At 37.2% G+C, this 20,965-nt stretch carries 21 protein-coding genes and 3 pseudogenes; 4 read left to right on the forward strand and 20 right to left on the reverse strand.

Annotated elements, in window-relative coordinates:
- Positions 1-70 precede the first annotated feature (70 nt).
- A pseudogene (locus MKZ03_RS18430) lies at positions 71-1,305 on the reverse strand (TerD family protein).
- A gap of 161 nt (positions 1,306-1,466) precedes the next feature.
- Between MKZ03_RS18430 and MKZ03_RS18435 the strand changes: the two are divergent.
- A complete protein-coding gene (locus MKZ03_RS18435) occupies positions 1,467-1,628 on the forward strand; it encodes a hypothetical protein (RefSeq protein ID WP_223256601.1) in 162 nt (53 codons plus the stop codon).
- Between the two features lie 51 nt (positions 1,629-1,679).
- Here the strand turns inward: MKZ03_RS18435 and bglA are convergent, their stop codons facing one another.
- The gene (bglA, locus tag MKZ03_RS18440) at positions 1,680-3,119 is read right to left on the reverse strand and encodes a 6-phospho-beta-glucosidase BglA (protein WP_106038878.1); all 1,440 of its coding nucleotides are present in this window, start codon (positions 3,117-3,119) and stop codon (positions 1,680-1,682) included.
- A gap of 9 nt (positions 3,120-3,128) precedes the next feature.
- Positions 3,129-5,027 carry a beta-glucoside-specific PTS transporter subunit IIABC gene (locus MKZ03_RS18445; protein ID WP_341032575.1) on the reverse strand — a complete coding sequence of 633 codons (1,899 nt, stop codon included), beginning with the start codon at positions 5,025-5,027 and terminating at the stop codon, positions 3,129-3,131.
- 154 nt (positions 5,028-5,181) lie between these two features.
- Here MKZ03_RS18445 and MKZ03_RS18450 point away from each other — a divergent pair, with 154 nt between their 5' ends.
- The gene (locus MKZ03_RS18450; RefSeq protein ID WP_341032576.1) at positions 5,182-5,892 is read left to right on the forward strand and encodes a GntR family transcriptional regulator; all 711 of its coding nucleotides are present in this window, start codon (positions 5,182-5,184) and stop codon (positions 5,890-5,892) included.
- A 106-nt stretch (positions 5,893-5,998) separates the two neighbouring features.
- Here the strand turns inward: MKZ03_RS18450 and MKZ03_RS18455 are convergent, their stop codons facing one another.
- From MKZ03_RS18455 to MKZ03_RS18495, 9 genes are all read right to left on the reverse strand, one after another.
- Positions 5,999-6,199, reverse strand: a complete 201-nt coding sequence (locus MKZ03_RS18455) for a helix-turn-helix domain-containing protein (protein ID WP_341032638.1) — start codon at positions 6,197-6,199, stop codon at positions 5,999-6,001.
- Positions 6,196-6,702 (reverse strand): hypothetical protein, encoded by a 507-nt coding sequence (locus tag MKZ03_RS18460; protein ID WP_341032577.1) that lies wholly within the window; start codon positions 6,700-6,702, stop codon positions 6,196-6,198. The genes MKZ03_RS18455 and MKZ03_RS18460 overlap by 4 nt, the downstream gene beginning before the upstream one ends.
- Before the next feature lie 49 nt (positions 6,703-6,751).
- Entirely contained in the window at positions 6,752-7,258 is a 507-nt protein-coding gene (locus MKZ03_RS18465; RefSeq protein WP_034660571.1) for an LURP-one-related/scramblase family protein, read from the reverse strand.
- Between the two features lie 102 nt (positions 7,259-7,360).
- The gene (locus MKZ03_RS18470; protein WP_334750636.1) at positions 7,361-8,098 is read right to left on the reverse strand and encodes an ABC transporter permease; all 738 of its coding nucleotides are present in this window, start codon (positions 8,096-8,098) and stop codon (positions 7,361-7,363) included.
- Positions 8,095-8,829, reverse strand: coding sequence for an ABC transporter ATP-binding protein (locus tag MKZ03_RS18475; RefSeq protein ID WP_341032578.1), 735 nt, complete (start codon positions 8,827-8,829; stop codon positions 8,095-8,097). The genes MKZ03_RS18470 and MKZ03_RS18475 overlap by 4 nt, the downstream gene beginning before the upstream one ends.
- On the reverse strand, positions 8,826-9,263 hold the full coding sequence (locus MKZ03_RS18480; RefSeq protein ID WP_334750638.1) for a helix-turn-helix transcriptional regulator: 438 nt from the start codon (positions 9,261-9,263) through the stop codon (positions 8,826-8,828). Before MKZ03_RS18480 ends, MKZ03_RS18475 begins: the two co-directional genes overlap by 4 nt.
- Before the next feature lie 464 nt (positions 9,264-9,727).
- On the reverse strand, positions 9,728-10,576 hold the full coding sequence (locus MKZ03_RS18485) for an MBL fold metallo-hydrolase (protein WP_341032580.1): 849 nt from the start codon (positions 10,574-10,576) through the stop codon (positions 9,728-9,730).
- Positions 10,577-10,642: 66 nt separating this feature from the next.
- Complete coding sequence (locus tag MKZ03_RS18490) at positions 10,643-11,809, reverse strand: MFS transporter (RefSeq protein WP_341032581.1); 1,167 nt, start codon at positions 11,807-11,809, stop codon at positions 10,643-10,645.
- 137 nt (positions 11,810-11,946) lie between these two features.
- Entirely contained in the window at positions 11,947-12,249 is a 303-nt protein-coding gene (locus MKZ03_RS18495; RefSeq protein WP_341032582.1) for an ArsR/SmtB family transcription factor, read from the reverse strand.
- Between the two features lie 114 nt (positions 12,250-12,363).
- Here MKZ03_RS18495 and MKZ03_RS18500 point away from each other — a divergent pair.
- Both MKZ03_RS18500 and MKZ03_RS18505 read left to right on the forward strand, forming a co-directional pair.
- Positions 12,364-12,492: pseudogene (locus MKZ03_RS18500) on the forward strand (family 1 glycosylhydrolase); the annotation flags it as partial.
- 449 nt (positions 12,493-12,941) lie between these two features.
- The gene (locus MKZ03_RS18505) at positions 12,942-13,103 is read left to right on the forward strand and encodes a hypothetical protein (RefSeq protein ID WP_307500588.1); all 162 of its coding nucleotides are present in this window, start codon (positions 12,942-12,944) and stop codon (positions 13,101-13,103) included.
- A 73-nt stretch (positions 13,104-13,176) separates the two neighbouring features.
- Here the strand turns inward: MKZ03_RS18505 and MKZ03_RS18510 are convergent.
- From MKZ03_RS18510 to MKZ03_RS18545, 8 genes and pseudogenes are all read right to left on the reverse strand, one after another.
- Positions 13,177-14,008, reverse strand: a pseudogene (locus MKZ03_RS18510) (MBL fold metallo-hydrolase).
- A gap of 90 nt (positions 14,009-14,098) precedes the next feature.
- The gene (locus MKZ03_RS18515; RefSeq protein WP_341032584.1) at positions 14,099-16,855 is read right to left on the reverse strand and encodes a DEAD/DEAH box helicase; all 2,757 of its coding nucleotides are present in this window, start codon (positions 16,853-16,855) and stop codon (positions 14,099-14,101) included.
- A gap of 42 nt (positions 16,856-16,897) precedes the next feature.
- Positions 16,898-17,191: a hypothetical protein gene (locus MKZ03_RS18520; protein ID WP_341032585.1), complete on the reverse strand. Its 294-nt coding sequence runs from the start codon at positions 17,189-17,191 to the stop codon at positions 16,898-16,900.
- A 252-nt stretch (positions 17,192-17,443) separates the two neighbouring features.
- Positions 17,444-18,025, reverse strand: a complete 582-nt coding sequence (locus tag MKZ03_RS18525; RefSeq protein WP_307500590.1) for an Imm64 family immunity protein — start codon at positions 18,023-18,025, stop codon at positions 17,444-17,446.
- A 6-nt stretch (positions 18,026-18,031) separates the two neighbouring features.
- On the reverse strand, positions 18,032-18,892 hold the full coding sequence (locus MKZ03_RS18530) for an SAR2788 family putative toxin (RefSeq protein WP_024424012.1): 861 nt from the start codon (positions 18,890-18,892) through the stop codon (positions 18,032-18,034).
- Position 18,893: 1 nt separating this feature from the next.
- Complete coding sequence (locus MKZ03_RS18535; protein ID WP_341032586.1) at positions 18,894-19,814, reverse strand: S8 family peptidase; 921 nt, start codon at positions 19,812-19,814, stop codon at positions 18,894-18,896.
- Between the two features lie 334 nt (positions 19,815-20,148).
- Positions 20,149-20,628, reverse strand: coding sequence for a 23S rRNA (pseudouridine(1915)-N(3))-methyltransferase RlmH (gene rlmH, locus MKZ03_RS18540; RefSeq protein WP_046312614.1), 480 nt, complete (start codon positions 20,626-20,628; stop codon positions 20,149-20,151).
- A gap of 80 nt (positions 20,629-20,708) precedes the next feature.
- A complete protein-coding gene (locus MKZ03_RS18545) occupies positions 20,709-20,879 on the reverse strand; it encodes a CxxH/CxxC protein (RefSeq protein ID WP_065215011.1) in 171 nt (56 codons plus the stop codon).
- Positions 20,880-20,965 lie beyond the last annotated feature (86 nt).

Consider the following 20,965-nt stretch of genomic DNA (forward strand, 5'->3'; position numbering starts at 1 on the left):
GACTCACTATTTAACGGGCTAAAAAATAAGCTAGACAATGCGCTTTGCTCTGTCTAGCCTTACATTCGTATTATTTATAATCATTGACAGGTCCTTTATCCATCAAAACCTCAATTTCATTAGAAGACTTCATTTTTAATTTAGGTCTGCGCTCAGAGTTTGGTTTGCTGTAAAGCTCAAGTGGGCGGATGATCACACCATCATTTGTATTTTGAAGTATACCTGGCACACAAGAATAAATACGATCATTGTCATTGGCATGTTTGGCATGAATCGTCACAGACGTTCCTTGGTGATTATCTATACTCATAGATACTCTATATCTATAAAAGGAACCTGTTCCGTTTGATTGGGCAGAATAAACAACCGGAACGACAGCAAGGATATCGTCATTTAACCGTAGTTTAATAACTTCTGTTTTCATTGATTCATGGTCTCTACCGACATCTCCCATATGCTCAACAGCTCCGTTGCCGTAACTTTTGAGAGCAGGAATTCCTTTCGCACCAAACATAGCCACATCTATTTGCTTTCCTGAATTTGTGTAGACCAATGCATAAATATCATAATCGGTGCCGGACTCCCAGGATACTGTAGCTGTGATCTCAGGCGTTTTCTCGATTATGATCGGTTTATGACCTTTGTCTAGACTAATTTTACCCTGAACTTTCTCTAAACTGATAGGTGCAGCGACTTTCTCTTTAGCAGTTGTCTTCGTTTGAGCAGGGTCTTTAATTGGTTGTTTTTCAGGAGCCATTTGATGTGTAGAAATATCCTGTTCATCAGGTTCAACCTCCACACCATAAAGCTTGCATAGACCTTCCAGTCCAGAATCGAAACCACGCCAAATTGAGCGTGCTTTCGTGTCACCATTTCTTATATATAGCTCTACTACGACAATGCCCTTTTCATTTGTAAAGTTTACTGGTGTTAGATAAAACACCTCGTCACCTGTTCGAATTTCTGCTTCCAATTCTTCACTTGAGAAAAGCCCGTTCCTTGATCTTCTGTTAATGTAATAGCCATCTTTGTGATTCCAGCAGGCACTTTGCTCATATCAAAATTCAATTGATGCCTTTTCAACTGACCTGATACCTCTGCTGGTAAAAGTGACGCTGCACCCGAAGCAATCTCTGGTTGATTGTAAAAAATAATGCCATGATCTCCTTCAACCTGATCTGAATCTGTTAAAAGAAACGCCGTTAAAGAAATATCAATTGCAGATGACACTTCATAGCTGATGGATACATGCCCCTTTGGAGAACTTAGTACGGTATTGGCTCCCATTTGCAGTGTTTGATTCATTTCAACAACTCCTATACTTTATCTACCATTTATCGTTTTTATAGATCAATTATACCAAATCGTGTAATAGAACCTATTAATATCTTTATCTCTTTTCAACCTCTGCAATGATATGAGACAATGCTAACTAAAAACAAACCACTCCCGAAAGGAAAATCAATGTGTATAAAAGAATCATTCCTGCAGTTATGGTGATATTCGGCCTTTGGATTCTTCTTCAAATATCCTTGAACATCAAGATCTTTCACAATCCAATGAACTATTTTGTCGCCATTACTCTCTTTTTTCTTTGTATTCAGGCTCTATTAAAACATAAACGATGAAAAACCCGAACAAGCACATACTTCGCTCATCCGGGCTTCTCTTTTCCTTTGTTACACTTCTTCACCGTTCGTGGCAATGACGTTTTGGTACCAAGTAAAAGAATCTTTTTTGAGTCTCTTCATCGAGCCGTTGCCTTCGTTGTCGCGGTCAACGTAGATCATGCCGTAGCGTTTTTTCATTTCACCTGTTGTGAATGACACGATATCAATGATGCCCCAAGGTGTGTAGCCAATAAGGTCAACACCGTCGTATTCAATGGCTTTTTTCAGTGCTTCGATATGAGAAGCGAGATATTGAATACGTTCTGGATCGTGAATAGAACCGTCTTCTTCCACTTGATCTATGGCACCAAATCCATTTTCTACAATGAATAGCGGGATTTGATAGCGATCGTAAAAACGATTCAATGTATATCTTAGGCCTGTCGGGTCAATGGACCAGCCCCAGTCGCTTGATTTGATATAAGGATTGTCTACACCATGCGGCAGGGCTCCGTTGACAATATCTCCGTTGTTATCAGACACTGCATCACTTTTAACCGTTGTCGACATGTAGTAGCTAAAGCCAAGATAATCTACTTTCCCTTTTCTTAAGCTTTCTTCATCGCCTTCTTCAAACGGAATATGGTAGCCTTCGCGTTCGAATTCTTTAAGTGCATAGCTCGGATAGTAGCCCCGAACTTGTACATCTGGGAAGAAATAGCGTTGTCTCATATATTCTTCAGCAAGCATGACATCCTCTGGATTTGAGGAATATGGATAGATTGGTACGTGAGAAACCATTGCTCCAATTTGAAAAGCAGGATTGATTTCTTTTCCTTTTGCTACTGCCCACGCACTTGCAAGTAATTCATGATGTCCTGCTTGATACATGATTTCTTTGGCATTTTCGCCTTCTTTGACTGATACCCCTGAATTTGTCCAAAGGAACAGTGGGTTGTTGACATCCATTTTGTTATTGATTTCATTAAATGTCATCCAGTATGTGACTTTGTCCTTGTATCGATTGAAGCACACTTCTGCGAATTTCGCGAAATACTCAGCGACTTTTCGGCTTCGGAACCCGCCGTATTCTCTTGCCAAATGAAGCGGCATCTCAAAGTGAGACAGTGTAATCACAGGCTCGATGCCATGCTTGAGCAGTTCATCAAATACATCATCATAGAATTGTAAACCAGCTTCATTCGGTTCAGCTTCATCTCCCTTTGGGAAAATTCGGCTCCAGCCGATGGATGTACGCAGGCATTTCAAACCCATTTCGGCAAACATCGCGATATCTTCCTTGTAACGATGGTAGAAATCGATCGCTTCATGGTTCGGATAAAATTTGTTGTCTTCTATCGTCTCAGTAATTTGTCTCGGTACTCCGTGAGCACCAGCTGTCATTACATCCACAACACTTGGGCCTTTTCCTCCTTCATTCCATCCACCTTCGAATTGATGTGCAGCTAATGCTCCGCCCCATAGAAAATCTTTTGGTAATGTCATTATATATTCCTCCTATTTAACAATTGTTATCATGACGTCCGTTGGCTGACATGTCGATAGTTCTTCTACGATCACATCTTCGTACGCTTGTGTATTGGTGATGATAACCGGTGTGACTGTTTTTAATCCTTTGCTTTCGATGGCTTCTTGATCAAATGTCATCAACAAGTCACCCTTCTTCACCTTGTCACCTTCTTTGATCTTGAGTGTAAATGCTGAGCCATCTAGAGAAACCGTATCAATTCCAACGTGAACAAGTAACTCCACACCAAATTCTGAACGAAGTCCAACGGCATGCTTTGTTGGTGCAAGCATGACGACACTGCCGTCAAACGGTGCATACAGCTTATTGTCTGTCGGTTCAATGGCAAAGCCTTTGCCCATCGCCCCGGAGCTAAATACGGCATCCGGTACTTCAGATAATGTGAGCACTTTTCCTGCAAGTGGTGCAGTGATTGTTTCTTCATTGTTCATCGAAGCATTCTTTTTTTCTTTATCTTGATCTTTGACAGTTGTTGTTCCGGCTGTCTGCTCCACTGTATCTTCCCCATAACCAAACATTTGAATGAGCACAACTGGTAAGATCAGCGCAATTGCGACACCAATTAAGATACCGATGATCGATGTTGGGTAATCTGCACTAATTCCGTTCACAATTGTCAGCGGACCAGGCAAACCTGCATACGCAAAGTAATAAGGTGTGAAGAAGCTGGCAACGATAGCACCGGCTGCTCCAGAAATACATCCGAAAATAAACGGCTTTTTAAAACGTAAGGTAACACCGTAAATCGCAGGCTCCGTAATTCCGAAGAGTCCCGTGATTCCGGCTGAGACTCCGACTTTCCGAGTTTCGCGGTTTCTTGCTTTTAAAATAACTCCTAACACTGCGCCGACCTGAGCGATAACAGCGATGGTTTGATATGCCTGGAAGGAGTCACGTCCATATTGTTCAAAGTTGGCGAGCACCATTGGCGTAATGCCCCAGTGAACGCCGAATATGACAAGTACTTGCCAGAATCCACCGATAATGGCGCCTGCTAAAGCCGGTACATTTTCTGCTAAGATATTGTATCCGTTTGCAATCCCATTTGCACCTGCTGTTGAAAGAGGACCAATTAATAGAATGGTTAACGGAACCATAACGACCATACAGATAAATGGTACAAATAACGGTTTTACTACCTCGTGAATCCGTTTATTTAAAAATCTCTCTACATATGAAAGAATCCATACCAAGAACAGCGGAGGCAAAACAGATGACGTATAAACAGTTTCAGATAACGCAATGCCTAAAAAGGTAACGCCTTCACCTGAAGCCACACGCCCAGCAATTTCTGTCCAAGCTGGACTGACAAGCGCTGCTGTACACGCTACTGCGATATACATATTCGTTTTAAAATGCTTAGCTGCTGTGATGGCAATAAAGATTGGCAAAAATGTAAACGGTGCCCATGAAATGAAACTAAAGACTTCATATGTTCCCGTTTTCGAAAAGCTTGGAAATAACAAATTAATGAGGATAAGTGCACCTTGTAAAATACCAGCTGCAGCCAAAATATACACAAAAGGCGCAAACACAGCGGACATGGTCGCAATGACACGGTTCAGTACCGTTCCCTTGTTTTCATTAGACTGGTCATCATCCGACGATTGGAGTTGAACAAGGCTTGAAAAATGCTCGTATACCTCCCCAACATGCTGGCCGATGACGACCTGAAATTGACCGCCGTTTTCCACCACGGTAATGACGCCATGCATCGCATTTACTGCTTCCTTGGCCTTTGGATTTGAACGTTTTAGTACCAATCGCAGCCGCGTGGCACATCTTGCGGCACTCACCACATTTTCTTCTCCGCCAACTGCCGCTAAGATGTCTTCTGCAAGCTTTTGATAATCCCTCACTTTTGACATATAAAACCCCCCATTATCACTACTAGTATATGTATATTATAATTATACCGGTACAATATATCAATACATATATAATTTTGATTAGCATATCAAAGAAAAATCGGTATGTGCTATAATCAAAGACAATAAATCGTGAAAACAAAGAGGAATGGCTATGTTAAAGTATCAACAAATTGCGAGCGATATTGAAAAATATATTGTCACCCATGAGCTGCAGCAAGGGGACAAACTCCCTGTACTGGAAACACTCATGAGCCAATTTGCTGTGAGCAAAAGTACCATTATCAAATCATTAGACTTACTCGAAAGAAAAGGCATTATCTATCAAGTGAGGGGCAGCGGCATCTTTGTTAGAAGACACCGGCGCAAGGGCTACATCAGCCTTTTATCCAACCAAGGGTTTAAAAAAGATTTAGAGGAATTTCAACTGACATCAGAAGTTTTAATGCTAGACACCATCAAACCGCCCGAGGAAGCTTCGCTTAATTTGAACATTGAACAAGAAGAGGATGTTTTTTACCTCAAACGTATTCGTTACATCAATGGAGAAACCTTATGTTTAGAAGAATCCTATTATCGAAAAACTATCATTCCCTATCTCAACACAGAAATTGCCGCCGATTCTGTTTTTAAATTCATCAGTGAAGGTCTTGGACTCAAAGTAGGCTTCTCCGATATGTACTTACAAGTAGGCAAACTAAACGAAACCGAAGCAAAACACCTCGGCCTCAAACAAAACGATCCCGCTCTCCGCGTCGAGACGGTCTTTCACCTTACAAACGGACAGCCCTTCGACTTCTCGAAAATCACTTATAACTACATGCAGTCCCAATTTTTTATTCAGGCGAATAATTATTATGGGTGATGGATGGAAAAAGCCTCCTGAGACAATCAGGAGGCTTTTTTGTCGTATGAAGAAATGTCGCATGATGAATGTTTTGCCGAATATGAGGCATCACCCGCTCACCTCATCAGTTAATGAAGGCGTTTTGATTCCGCCGCAGCAATACAATCCCTAATTCGGATACGAGCTTCTCAATGTTATGACTTACGCCAGACTGTGTCAGCCCAAGTTTCTCCTCGGCTTTTGTAAAACTGCCGGATTCGACGACTGTTGGAAATATTTTGTATTGGAATGTGATCAGTGTGCTTATCTCATATGTTAATCTCACATTAAATCTTGGCAAAATCTACTGCTCGATGTATCTTTTATCTTTCGATTTAAATGGCTTTCTACCAACTGAAAACATTTTTCCTGAATCAATGACCGTTTATGCGTGTCTAGTTGTTCTTTTTCATCACCATGCACATCTTCATCTTCCTCTAACTGAAAATCAGTTAAGTCCATTTTGTCATGAACATGAGTTTTAATAAAAACATGAGCATTGTGAAAATAGAGCATATGCTCTACTAAAGAAGAGATCGTGGTGATAAAATCATCGAATGTTTCTTCTTCAAACGTTTTTTTGAGATCGAGATTACTATGGACATCAATTGAAATGTAATTATCTCTTTCATCCAGTTCTTCTTGGGTAGCTAGGGGATTATCGTGAGTCGTTGCTTTTCTATTTAAATCTGTAATGGAGAAATAAATGGTGATTTCTTTTTTATCGAGAAATTCATACTCCCATATTTCTGCGTCTCTTAATCTTAATATGCGGGTTAGGTTGTCCAACTTTTTAAACCCTCCATTGTTATTCATCTATTTCTAAAAAATGATGATCTTAATTCGTCGTTGCCGAAGACGAAGACCTAGACGCTGCCTCATCAGCCTTCACACAATCAATCGCAACAACCAGTGCAATCATCACAGGCTCCATCTCTTCTTTCAAAATATCAACCTTATAGCTGTCACCCCAAGTAAACCATTCCTTCTTCACCTGACCGATCACTTCGCCATTCTGCAGCACTTGGAAATTCATATCCCACCAGTTGCCTTGTACTTCTACACCAGCAGCATCAATTGAGTATTTTGCTTTAAAGAACGTAAACTCTTTTTTGATCGTCAATACCTCTTGCCCACCAACTTCTACTAAAAACTTTGGTAAAAAGCTAAACATTTTCTTCGTAATCACGGCGATTTCTTCTCGTTCTGTATTCAGAATGGTGAACGTCTTCGGCATCTTCATAAAGCTTCCCTCGACCACATACACATCGTTCTCCTGCTGATCCTTTACCGTAAACCTGCCGCTCAGACTAAATACTTTCTGCTTCATGTAAAGCTGTTTCATATGTACCTCCCTCTACTAAATGACAACTTCATTAAAGTTTATCATACAGAAAAAGGCCCAGATAACCCAACTGTAAATTTCTTCACCAAAAACTGTATCAAACTAAGCGTTTTCCCCATTCATTTTCTTTTTAAAAGCAAAAATGGCGATAGCTACAATAACACCTGTATATCCAATCACCCACCAAAGATGCAGTAAAATTGATGCATAGTCTCCAGAAAGTGCGGCTCTGCTAGCGTCTACTGCGTGAGAAAATGGAAGTGCGTACGCAATATCTTTGAACCAGCCTCCAACTAAATTCAAATCAAACCATGTACCACTTAACCATGCGCTCATATTCGTTAGTAGCGCTCCACAAATACCACCAACCTGCTTGTCGTTAAATATACTCCCCACTAAGAGCCCTATGCCGATAAATAGTAAAGATGTTGGCAAAAGGACAAGAATGGATAACAAAACATTGGAATTAAAAGGTAATCCTAAGAAAAGTGCTGCGATAAAGCTAATGATAACTTGAACAATTGCTATCGGTATGAGTGGGACAATATACCCTACAATGTAGTCTGAGGCAGAAAGAGGTGTAGTAAACAATCGCATCAAAAATGATGTACTTCGATCTTTAGCTATTAACATTCCAGAGAATAGTGAGATAAAAGAAAGCCCGAAGACGGCTATGCCAGGAATTAGTTTATCAATGACAAATAAATCAGTTGGAACATTCGCTTGAATAGCATGAAGCAAAAATAAGATAACTAACGGGAAGCCTATACCAAATGCTAAGTTTAAAGGATCTCTCAAAATCTCTTTACGATTACGTGCAGCAAAGGCTAGTGACTTCATCTGGTGACCTCCTCATTGGTAGCTAACGAAATAAAGGCATCCTCAAGTGATTTGGTGTTGGTAATTTCCATCAATTCAGCTGCTGTTCCAACTGCCTTTAATTTTCCTTTCGCCATCGTCCCTATTCGATCCGAAAGGGCTTCTGCTTCCTCCATATAATGTGTCGTGAGAATGATGGTCATGCTCCCCTTTAATTTCTCAATAGCACTCCATAGCTCACGCCTTGCGATGACATCGAGACCGAGAGTAGGTTCATCAAGAAAAAGGATTTTGGGGTCTGTAATGAGTGCCATTGCAATACTAAGTCTTCTTTGCATTCCTCCAGATAAGGTTTTAGCCTTCATTTTAGATACCTCAGTCAAACTAAACGTATGAAGCATTTCCTCCACTTTTATATCCACCGTTTTCTTGTGGAACCCGTATATTTGAGCGATTAATTCAAGATTCTCTTTTACGGATAAATTAGGAGCTACTGCCGTTTCCTGTGGTGAAACATTAATCTGTTCTTTTACTGCGTAGGGATTAGAAACAATACTGTTACCAAGGATCGTTGCATCGCCGGTAGTAGGGATGCTAAGACAGGTCAACATCTTGATCGTTGTCGTTTTACCTGCACCATTCACTCCAAGTAAAGTAAAAAGCTCGCCTTGTTCAATTGAAAGATTAAGAGAATCGACTGCAATCTTTTCTTCGAATTTCTTAGTTAGATTTTTTGTTTGAATAGCAATCATTCCTCATCCTCCTGATCTTCCTGTGCCTTATATATATCGTCAGCAAACTGCAGGAAGGCCTCATTTTTTACAATGGCGATTCCTTGAGCTTCATCGCCCAACATCAACAGGCTGTCTCCAGGACTGATGCTGAATATCTCCCTCGCTTTTTTAGGAATGACAATTTGCCCGCGTTCACCAACCTTTACAAGTCCAAATATGTGTTTTCCTTTTGGTTTCACCCCTACCTCTTCTGTACCATCCACATTATTCACGAGATCATCCAAAGCAACGCCATATATTTCAGCCAAAGCCTTACAATTGTTGATATCCGGCACAGTTTCTCCCGATTCCCATTTCGCAACAGCTTGCCTTGAAACACCAATTTTCTCAGCCACTTCTTCTTGTGTAAACCTGTGTATTTTTCGCATTTTTTTCAAATTCATATTGATCATGTTTTTCACACCCTTCAATATCATTATATAAGACTTATTCCGATCATCTACCAACTGAACATGACATCAGAAGTTATCTTCAATTTACATTTGGTTAAATGCCTAAGTTTAACCCAAAAAAGCCACCTCGAAATTAAGTGAGGGGACTTTTTTGGTGTGTAATCGAATAAAGGAACTGAGATTCATATGTTTAATCACATATACTAATTTTTTCTTCTGCTACAACACCTTTTGCTAAAGCTAATAAGGGAAGTAAGAATGGCTTGGAAAATAGGTATTCCCTCACGCAAAGCATCACTAGATAAGTATAGTAATGTTATCAGTGAATAAAAGGAGGAACTATGAAAAATGTCTGTCACAGTTTGTGATGCAGAATATGTTGTAGGTTTACCATAGAAAATAAAAAAGTCTCGTTTGAGAGAAATCACTCAAATGAGACTTTTTTGTTTAGTTTCAGCAATTATTTAATAACCATTTACAAAGTAAGCAATGGTTTCTAATTCATCTTCTTTCAGTTCTCTGTTCACGTAATTTTGATATTCTATCGTGATTTTCTGCTGATCTCCACCACAAAGATCAGTGTATTTCGCAATCATCCTAAGCTTATCTGTTTCCTGACGAAACTCCTCTTTTGTCCACGGTCTTTGGTGTGAAGGAATATACGTATCGGCATCAAAAGCATCTAACTCATCTAAAAGACGCAATGTTTCCTTCATTGAATAATGGACTTTTTCGGCATACATTTTCGGGTAAATACAATCACCTAGGAAAAGAATTTTCTCTTCTTTCACATACACGATCACTGAATCTGCCGCATGATCGCCCCCAACATGCTGCACGACACAAGTGACCCCGCCAAGATCGATCTCCATCCGACGGTCAAATGTCACATCCAGTAAAACCACCTGAATATCTCGGTGATCCTGATATTCCTCCTTGATGGCCTTCGCGCAGAACTCAATCTCCGTTCCTTCCCTCACCCGCTCATCAATCGCATCATCTGACCACGAAAACGGAAGAAGGTTCTCCATTTCCTTTCTGGTTTTTGCAGAAGCAATCGAAACCGAATCAGGCAGCGCCGGCAGACCAAAAATATGATCCCAATGCCAATGCGTGAGGACAACCATATCCGGCGTGGCGTTCTCATTTTTTAAAGTTTCTTTGATAAAGTATTTGGCATGATCTTCTGAGTTACCGGCATCGATCATTAAGGTTTTGTTATTGCCTTCGACCATGCCTAGGATGGGGCGGTCGGTGAGTGATACTGGTGTGATGTACCAAAAACTCTGACCTATTTTTTTAATTGAGTGCAAAGGTGCTTCCTACTTTCTGTCATTATTTTTTAAATTGAATCACATTTTTTCCCATCGTTCTACTGTTTAAGTATATCGAATTTCATTACTCGAAGTAGCACGTGAAGCCAATATTGTTACAATGATCGCGATTGCAACACCCAAAGCCCCTGCCCAAGTAATGGAAGATAGAGAAACTCTCTCTACAAAGATACCTCCAATAGCTGCACCTGCAGCCATCGCCAATTGCATCATTGACTGATTGAGACCTAATAGTATACCTGATGACTCTGGCTCCATTGTAGCTAGGTGATATTGTTGAGTCGGGCCAGAAGACCATGCAGCAAATGACCATAATATTAAAATGAGCAATACTCCAATATAAGAATGCGTAACTAGTGAGAGCAATATTAGCATGATGACATGTAATGTCATTCCGCTAATCAGAGTAAAATTCACACCCCATCGATCGGTACTAAATCCACCAAACTTTGACCCAACTAGACTAGCAATCCCGAATACGAGGAGAACTCCACTCAGCAATTTGTTGCTTACACCTGATATATTTAAAAGGTAAGGGGATAGGTAGGTATAGGCAATTGAATAACCACCAAGCCAGAAAAAGGTGATGGCTAATCCCAACACTACTTTTGGTTTTTTAAAAAGAGCGAGTTGTTGAATTAAAGGTACAGGTTTATCCCCTTGGATTTTTGGAATCGTAAGAGAAATTATCACCATTGCTAATAATCCGAGTAAGGCTATTCCTCCAAATACAGCTTTCCAACCGAAGAAATCACTAGTCATTCTGCCCAGTGGGACTCCAATTATCAATGATGCTGTAAATCCCATTACTACTGTAGCAATAGCGTTACCTTGCTTACCTTTTGGTGCGATTTTTTCAGCAATTGTTAATGCAGTAACGACGACCATCCCCGCCCCAAGAGCCATAATAATTCTTGAAACAATAAATAATTTATACCCAGGAAGGACGAATGCAAGAATATTACCTAGAATAAAAACGCTAAGTGAAAATAACATTAACTTGCGTTTATTCATTCCCGATGTTAAAGCCATTAATACTGGGGTGAAGATGGCATACACAAGAGAAAAAATCGTAATTAACTGGCCAGCTGCAGCTATCGTAATCCCTAATGATTCAGAAATATTATCCAAAATACCAGAGATGATATACTCTGATGTACCAACTAAAAAACTTACAATAGCTAAAATGTAAATCTTTACAGTGTTTGACAATGTAGATCACTCCTTATATATAATGCATTCACATATCTAGAATTGTTTATATGTATGGACAAAAAAACATATTCCGATAAGTCGATTTGTATTTAATAAATGAAACTGAATCCTGATGTATGAATTCAGTTCATTTATTAAATATTTTTTTCTAGAATCTCAGCAATTTTTTTTATGGCATTTTCATCTCTTTTATAATACGTGTATTTACCTATACGCTCTGTCGTAATTAATCCAGCTCGAAGTAAAATTGAAAGGTATTGAGATGCTGTTGATTGCGTCATTTTCAATTTATCTGTTATTTGACTAACACATACCCCTGTAGCATTCATATCAATCCCTTCATGGGGTGTAAAATGACGATCAGGTTCCTTTAGCCATTGTAAAATTTGCAGTCTTGATTCATTGGATAAGGCTTTAAAAACTTCTATTGGCTCCATACACCCCATTATATCGATAAATAACGATATGTCAACACGTATTGTTTGAGATCCCTTAAAACTTTCTATTTTCCTTCTTCCTCTGGTACGGTTCACCGTGATGCCTTTACATGCATTGAGCCTGTGATTACGCTGTCTCACTTTGAGATGCCGCTTCATTTGGTAAGTGAGTATGGCGGGTTCCGCAGCCGAAAAGTTGCTGAGTATTTCGTGAAATTCGCAGAAGTGTGCTTCAATCGATACTGACACTATTGATACTATTTTTATAGGAAATAACTCTAAGAAAGGTGAAATTCGTACTTCAGCAATTGCAGCTGCTGTAGTGTTTACCTCATTCCAGGGATAGGACCAGTTGCTTTAACGGTAATTGGTGGAGTTACCGTTGCAGCTGGTTCTTAGCTCTATAATAAGATTAGTTATTATTTCAGTAAGAAAAATGCTGATGCTGCAGCTAAAAAAATCCCAAAGAGTTTAAAAAAATCAGAGGGTAAAGTTGATTTAAAAAAGTTTAAAGACAAACATGGAAAAACGCCAGCCCAAAAAACAAGCGGTACGTTCAAAAATGGTAATTTGGTAATAACAATGTTACCAGTGAATAAAAGGAGGAACTATGAAGAAAATCACTTTTTATGATTGGACAGCTCACTATCCTGAACATTTAACAGCCCGTCAAAGACGATACAGAAAAGAAAATGGTCTTTCTAGAACAGACTGTTGAATTTAAAGGAATTATCCGTATTGATGAGAATGATGAACTGCAAATTAAGCCGACTTGGGATTGTGTCATTATTATCAATGCCAAAAACATGTCTGTCACAGTTCGTGATGCAGAGGATGTTGTAGGTTTGCCGTAGAAATTAATAAGTCTCATTTGAGTGAAATAGCTCAAATGAGACTTTTTTAGTTTAGTTACCTTACCATAATTATTTAATAACCATTTACAAAGTAAACAATGGTTTCTAATTCATCTTCTTTCAGTTCTATGTTCACGTAATTTTGATATTCTTTCGTGATTTTCTGCTTATCTCCACCACATCGATCAGTGAATTTCGCCATCATCCGAAGCTTATCTGTTTCCTGACGAAACTCCTCTTTTGTCCACGGTCTTTGGTGTGAAGGAATATACGTATCGGCATCAAAAGCATCTAACTCATCTAAAAGACGCAACGTTTCCTTCACCGTATAATGTACTTTTTCGGCATACATTTTCGGATAAATGCAATCACCAAGAAAAAGGAGTTTCTCTTCTTTCAAATACACGATCACGGAATCAGCAGCATGATCGCCTCCAACATGTTGCACGACACAAGTAACCCCGCCAAGATCAATCTCTATCCGACTGTAAAACCACCTGAATATCTCGATGATTCTTATACTCTTCTTTTACCGCCTTCGCGCAAAACTCAATCTCCGTTCCTTCCCTCACCCGGTCATCAATCGCCTCATCTGACCAAGTAAACGGAACAAGCTTCTCCATTTCTTTTCTTGTTTTTGCAGAAGCAATTGAAACCGAATCAGGCAGCGCCGGCAGACCAAAAATATGATCCCAATGCCAATGCGTGAGGACAACGAGATCGGGCAAAGCGTTCTCGTGTTTTAAGGTTTCTTTGATAAAGTATTTGGCATGATCTTCTAAGTTACCAGCATCGATCATTAAGGTTTTGTTATTGCCTTCGACCATGCCTAGGATGGGGCGGTCGGTGAGTGATACTGATGTGATGTAGGTGAAGGTTTGGCCTATTTTTTTGATTGTGTGCATGGTGTGCCTGCTTTCTTAGATTGTATATTGAAGTACTACTTACGCAGCCGGTTACAAGCCAGTTGTACGTATATGTTATAAGTTTGAAATTCACTTATTATTATAGTCATTAATAATTGAAATAGTCTTGTTTGCAACGTCACTTCCAAGAGATGCATACAATTTCTTATCACCAATAATATAAAATTCTTCTTTAGCTCGAGTAGCCGCCACATTCATTATATTGGGCTCTGAAACAGCCCATTTTGCTGCTCCACTGCTATTTGAATCTGTTCCTAGGACAAAGTAGACAATTTTCGCTTCTTTTCCTTGAAAAGTATGAACAGTACCTACATTTGTTGGTTTACCGTCTTTTCGTTTAGTAAAGCAAATTTCATCTAAAACTCTTGTAATTTGATAAGCAACATTTCTAAAGGGAGATATTACATAGATATCATCAGCTAAATCTGTATTTGCTTGTAACTGCTTAGTAATTTGATTTTTTAGTAACTCAGCTTGTTCTTTAACATATTTGTCATTCGCCTTTCCCACACAATGAAGCCACTCTGATCTCCCTTGCACCTCATCTTCATTTTTTCCTTGTACCATTAAACCATCATAAGAAATTTCATTAGAAATCGTGAACATTGGATAGTTTGAACGTCTATGTACCCACAAGGGAATTCCAATCCATTCGTCTTCGTTTTTTTGGAATCCATACTGACTAGTATCATCTACTATTGTTTGAGTGGATGCATTAGCAGATACAAATTTTTCGTCTACGTTATAGTGTCTTCCAATCAAAGTTAAAACATTTGGATCTAAATTTAATACTGGCCTTATTTGTGAGGGGTCTCCAACAACCATTACTTTTTTACTTCTAAAAATGGCTCCTACACTAGCCTGCGGTAATGCTTGACCAGCCTCGTCAATGAATAAGTTGCCTATTGAATTTTCCTTGAGGTTTTTAAACATTCGACCAAAACTTGCAAAAGTAGTACTGATAACTGGCACAGCGAAATTGATCCATTGCCATGCTTCCGAAATTATCTCATGGCCATTCTCTTTCGCAATGTAATTTGGTTGTTTATTCCAGATAATCCTTGCTGCTTTTAAATTTCTTACGTTCTCATTGAGGAATTGCTTTCTAACTTTTAAAGCCGAAATAAATAATTCTGATTGTAAAATACGAAACTCCTTTGTAAACCAAGGATTAGACTTTTGGAGTTCTTCGTATGATAAAGAAAAGTCTATTTCCTTAATTTCATTTTGTGACTTGTTCTTTTCAAATGCATCAATTTCTTTTTTCATTTTTCCCAAATCATTATTCTTAGCATTCACCCATCGTTCATAGGTAGATTTTCTTTCCATCATTTGTTTTTGAGTATGCTCTTTTTTAACAGCATTTTTCGCTAGATGCTTTTCAAGCTGTCTATAATCATTTGTAAGTGTTGTTTTTTGTTGAGTTAGATCATTTAAGTGTTCATTCACGCTGCTTAGCTTTTTGAAATAATGTTCGACTTTAGATTTATTAAATATTTTCTGAAACCATAAAAAACTAGGCTTTTGTGAAGTAAGAACATGATAATTTCGTTCAGCTAGTACTTCTGCCCTTGATAAATTTTCAAGTTCAATAGAAACATTAGATAAAACTTTTTGAAATTTTAATTCCTCTTTTCTAAGTCTCTCTAATTCAGCTTTTGCTTCTTTTTCATTACTAGTCAAAACTTTATGTTTTTCTTTTTTCTCATTTTCAAATTCTTTAACTTGATTTATATAATTGATCTTTAGTTTTCGTATTTTATATAATTTTTGGCTATATTTTTCTACTTTGTCTCTTTCAACTTTTAATTTATTATAAAGCCGTTTGAATTCCTGATATACTCCAGTATTCGATTGATCATCTTCCTCTAAATCTTTTTCAATTGCCTCTATATTGAGAAGCAATTTATTCATGTTGATTGAATTTCCACCTTCTAATGAAAAAACACCCCAATTTTTATCATTGAGCAGTTCACTTATAATGTATCGATCTTTCCCAAATCCTTCTCCTGTTAGTTGAGAATTAGAAATATCTTTGAAATAATTTGCTTTTTCTAATTGATCTTGAAAACATTTTGGAATCTCTTCTTTCACCGGTAATTCATTAACGATATTTTGGACTGCTCCATTATTTGAACTTGCCACAATAATATTCTTATCAGAAATAGTTCGTGGTAACACGCCAAGTTTAGCATTTTGCCAATAGGCCAGACTGCCTTGAATCACTTTATTAGAAAGATTTGAAATAGCTAGAGCCTGTTGTACGACTAAATCAGCAAAAATATCCTTCAACAATGTTGTCTTGCCTGTTCCTGGCGGGCCGTTAATACTTCGGATATCGTTTTTGTCGTTTAAAGCTAAATTGACAGCTGCTTGTTGCATAAAATAGAGTGCATAATCAGGGTTTGATGGAAAACGTCCTAACGGATAATATTTTGGTCTTAAAGCAATTTCCTCAAAAATATAAGCGTTAAAATGTTCAGACTCTTTATGACTGTCTAGATTTCTTCTATTTCCAGTAAACCCGTTAAAATATCTGTTTATATTTTCAGTATCAATTAACTTTGCCATTTTTAAATCTTCAATAAAGAAGGAATGTAGATTTATATCCTCATTATCCAGATGTCGTATGAATTTATAACGGAAATTATCTATTGACACATGATACTTTTGTATAAGTTCAGAAAACACATTATGAAAACCCTCTTCAAATTTTCGATCTAATTCTTCTCTAAATAAAGTTTCAACTTTTAAGAAATCATCAGGTAAATGGCCATGTTCACGGATATAGCCGCTCATAGTTAAAAACAGTTTATCAGCTACCAAGTTAAGTTGATGATCAAAATATAAAGCTAAAGTAAATTTTTCCTAATGACTGACTTCCTCATAAGTTTTCTTAATATTGTATTTTTCTTTCAAAATATCAACAACTTCTTGGAAATTGAAAATACCAAAGTAAAATACGATTCCAGACTTTTTAAAGGCTTTATCTGACATATTATTTTGTTGTTTTTGATAAGATAAAAAATTCATAAAGAATTGTTGCCAATCTTTTTCAATACAATGAAATGTCTTTAATAATTTGCCACTTTTATTAATTGAACCTTCTGCTAACTGCTCTATTGTAATCCATGCATTTAGAATATCTTCCTTTTTATTCATGCTATATCTCCTGTTATCGAGCATATTTAAATATCGACAATTATACTTTTGAATAGTCTTTGAGTCTTTAATATTAAATAATAACATACTTTTCCAGTGTCACTCAATTCCATATTGTAGTTAATATGAAGTAGCAAAATATCAACTAAACATATTTCAAAATTTTTTTATAATAACCTTTCTTAGATGGTTTTATTACGCCATTAAATAAATAAAGCGCCATTCAATAGAATTGAATGACGCTTGCTTGATCTATAAATTAACTAATTCTGTTCTCTTTTTTTGAGCAGATAAACCATCCATTCCAACAGAACCATAATAAATAGCTAATCTATATCCTTTACCAATAATCCCAACTGGATAATCAGCTTCTCCAATGAAACCTTCAAAGTCATCTGGATGGACATCAACTTCAATTTCATGGCCAATGAACGCATGATGATAAGAGAGATCCTGATAAAGTTCGATTAAAAACTGTAGCATTTGATTTTGAAGAATAAATACTTCTTGAGAGGCTACTTCTTCCCAGTTAAAATCTAGTAAGAAACCAAAGTATCCATCTTCTATATGAATTGTTAATCTTACTGGTTTAGAGCTATTTAATAGATTTAATACTTCAAATTCTGTATAGTGACCAGACAAATATGAATCTTCGATGATATTTTTACTTATACTTTGTTCAATCCAATTTTCTCCATCTGTATCTATACTATACTTTACTTTTTTAAAGGACACGTCCCTTTTTTTTAAGGAATTTACGAAAGACTGAAACATTTGAATATGATCATTTTCACGAAAAACAACACCAACATTTACAGATCCACCTATACCCATTATTAATCACCTCTTAACTATTAACTCACCGATTCTAACATAGTTATTTTTTTGTTTCGTTGAGAGCTTATAACCAGTAATAAATTCACCGTTCTGCTTGAAAAATGCAGCTTTATTCCCCTTTAAATGCATCATAACGTAACCTGATTGTCCACTATGCTTTGTTCTATATACATGACTTGAACGACTTACGTGGTTTCTTAGAGCTGTTTCAAATTTTTTTGCATTTGCCTTGCTATAAGATCCTTTTACACCAAAATCAACAGCATGTTTAAATTTCTTTTGTAGCTGCACAGATTTAAACGTAACTGCAGTAACAGCTCTTAAAATTTGACTTCTTGTATACATCTTAAAAGCAATCTTAGCAGAAGTTCTGATAATCACACCTAAAATAATAGCTGGTAAAATAGAAGCCTCAATTTCTTCAGAATTAACAGTGTATTTTTCACCAGAGTCTTTATCTGTTAAGGTAGCTTTAAACGTTTCATTATCCGCCTCTTCAACGGCAATGTCATATTCTTTGTTAATAAGTTTACCATTTTCATCAATAATAGATGACGTAAAGTTCATTTCTTCCGTTTCTAAGCTCATTTCAAGGTCACCCTTAACTTCAAGATCTTCTGAGTTAAAGGTAGTTTCAATATGAAGTGATTCTTCTTCTAAGTCAATTAAATTAATATCCAATTCATCAGTATAATCAATATTTAATTCATCATAGACTTCCTGCTTAATCTCATCAAACTGATTTTCTAACAATTGATTATTTACTTCATTACTTTCACTAATTGCTTCGGCTTGATTTATTGGTAAATTTACAATTACCATCGCAGTCACTATTAATATAGTTATTATTTTTTTATAATTCATTTTAGGCTCCTTTATGATTATAGATTATTAATCCGTTCCCTTGCTCATCATCATTTAAAGATTGAACTTTTCGGGATTCTTGTTTCAACTTTTTCATAAGTTCATCAACATTTAACTTCTTAGATTTACTCAAGTAATCCTGAACATACAGTGAAGTTACACCAGTAACATGTGCGGCTGCAAAGGAGGTTCCAGTAAACAAACTATATTCCCCCCTATGATTAGTAGAGAGTATATCAACTCCTGATGCAATATAATCTATCTTTCCTCTTGCCGCTGAGCTTGGCCTTTTAAGATTTTTTTTAATAGAATTAACTGATATCACATTTGTGTATTTCGCTGGATACTCTACACCAGTTCCATATGTATTTCCTGCTGCAGCTACTATAATTATTCCATGTGACACTGCTTTATCAATGGATGACTTTAATTTAGCTTTATTAGTAACTACACCTGAACTGATATTGATTATATGTACACCTTCTTTTATGCTCCATTCAATACCCTTTATTAAAGAATCAACATCTCCTTTACCTTGTTGATTTAAAACCTTAACATCATAAAGCTCCACACCTGAATGATTGTAACTTGTTATACCTTTATTAGATTGTCTTGCTCCAATGATTCCTGCCACGGCAGTGCCATGACCAAAATCATCGGTGACAGGTCTTTTTGGAGTAACAGCATTATATTCCTTTTTAACAATACCTTTTAAATCCTGATGTTGTTGATTAATACCACTGTCTAAGATAGCTATTTTAACTTTAGTTCTTCCTTCGCTTCTTCCACTGTTCATATATGGATCAAGCAACTTAATATTCCATTGGACTTTTATGTCTTCACTGAAGTTAGCTTTCTCACTCTCTTTATTCGTATTGTTTAAGTTATTAAATACAAAAAAAACAATTAAGAAAACTAACACTATTATACTAATTATAAACGTGTAAATTTTTATTCTTATATATAAAACCTCCTATTCATGACTTAAGAATCACTTAACTTCAAATATATGATAACTTATCATAATGGCAAATTCAATATTTTTATCCATAATTAGTTATTTAATGAACGTAATTATTAACTTAATTACTTTTTCAGCTTAATATATTAAAGGGGTTAGTTAAACGGAGATTTACTTCTATTAACAGATTACGGTAGGGAATTAATGATTAATCCAGATTCAAACATCAATGATTTTTGGAATAATCAGCTTCCAAAGGAAACTTCAGGGAAGTTGCAATCACTAGAGGCCCCATTCACTTATGATAAGGCTCCCCCCGCACAATCCGAAACGCCCGATAAATCTGCTCCACCAGCACCAACCTCATCAACTGATGCGGGAACGTCATTTTCGAAAATGAAAGCTTCTCATTCGCACGCTGCATGACAGCGTCGCTTAAGCCAAGGGATCCGCCTATGACGAAACATACCTTGCTTTTTCCGTATGTTGCCAGCTTATCTATTGTATCGGCTAATTCTTCGGAACTTTTCATTTTTCCTTCGATGGCGAGGGCGATGACGTGGGCGTCTGGGTTGATTTTGCTTAGGATGCGTTCGCCTTCTTTGTCTTTGATGATTTTCATGTCTTGATCGCTGAGATTCTCGGGTGCTTTTTCATCCGCGAGCTCAATGATCTCGATTTTCGCATAGGCTTGTAATCGTTTTGTGTATTCGGCTATGCCTTGCTTTAAATATTTCTCTTTTAATTTTCCTACTGTGATAATTGATATATTCACAGGTCATCCCCACCTTAAGAACAAGTTATTCATATAAGTTATCAACAATTGTGGATAAAATTTGTGTATTTTGTGTCCGATCATTCGTTCCCCACTATATATATTGCAGGTTCATCGCACAATTCACAGGTTGTGGATAAACTGTGTGTATGTTCGATTTTTCTGAATTCCGGCGGCGTTTCATGATCATCTATGTACATGTCTAGTACGGTTTCTATATGTTCTGCACAAGCATAAAATGTTTTGTTCATAAGTTTCTTATTCCTCCAATAGGTTCTCTGGTTATTCACAAGTGTTTCGCTCATTGTCCAATATAACCGATTTATTCACATGTTAA

Source organism: Bacillus sp. FSL R5-0431 (assembly GCF_038002985.1).
In the GTDB taxonomy this organism is placed as follows: domain Bacteria; phylum Bacillota; class Bacilli; order Bacillales; family Bacillaceae; genus Bacillus.

Excerpts from the sequence above, each read along its gene's own strand:
- MKZ03_RS18470 (WP_334750636.1), bottom strand. The coding sequence starts at position 8,098 with ATGAAGTCACTAGCCTTTGCTGCACGTAATCGTAAAGAGATTTTGAGA.
- MKZ03_RS18545 (WP_065215011.1), bottom strand. The coding sequence starts at position 20,879 with ATGAACAAAACATTTTATGCTTGTGCAGAACATATAGAAACCGTACTA.
- MKZ03_RS18475 (WP_341032578.1), bottom strand. The coding sequence starts at position 8,829 with ATGATTGCTATTCAAACAAAAAATCTAACTAAGAAATTCGAAGAAAAG.
- MKZ03_RS18445 (WP_341032575.1), bottom strand. The coding sequence starts at position 5,027 with ATGTCAAAAGTGAGGGATTATCAAAAGCTTGCAGAAGACATCTTAGCG.
- MKZ03_RS18530 (WP_024424012.1), bottom strand. The coding sequence starts at position 18,892 with ATGAATTATAAAAAAATAATAACTATATTAATAGTGACTGCGATGGTA.
- MKZ03_RS18480 (WP_334750638.1), bottom strand. The coding sequence starts at position 9,263 with ATGATCAATATGAATTTGAAAAAAATGCGAAAAATACACAGGTTTACA.
- MKZ03_RS18525 (WP_307500590.1), bottom strand. The coding sequence starts at position 18,025 with ATGGGTATAGGTGGATCTGTAAATGTTGGTGTTGTTTTTCGTGAAAAT.
- MKZ03_RS18520 (WP_341032585.1), bottom strand. The coding sequence starts at position 17,191 with ATGAATAAAAAGGAAGATATTCTAAATGCATGGATTACAATAGAGCAG.
- MKZ03_RS18495 (WP_341032582.1), bottom strand. The coding sequence starts at position 12,249 with ATGGAGCCAATAGAAGTTTTTAAAGCCTTATCCAATGAATCAAGACTG.
- MKZ03_RS18505 (WP_307500588.1), top strand. The coding sequence starts at position 12,942 with ATGGTCTTTCTAGAACAGACTGTTGAATTTAAAGGAATTATCCGTATT.
- MKZ03_RS18465 (WP_034660571.1), bottom strand. The coding sequence starts at position 7,258 with ATGAAACAGCTTTACATGAAGCAGAAAGTATTTAGTCTGAGCGGCAGG.
- MKZ03_RS18450 (WP_341032576.1), top strand. The coding sequence starts at position 5,182 with ATGTTAAAGTATCAACAAATTGCGAGCGATATTGAAAAATATATTGTC.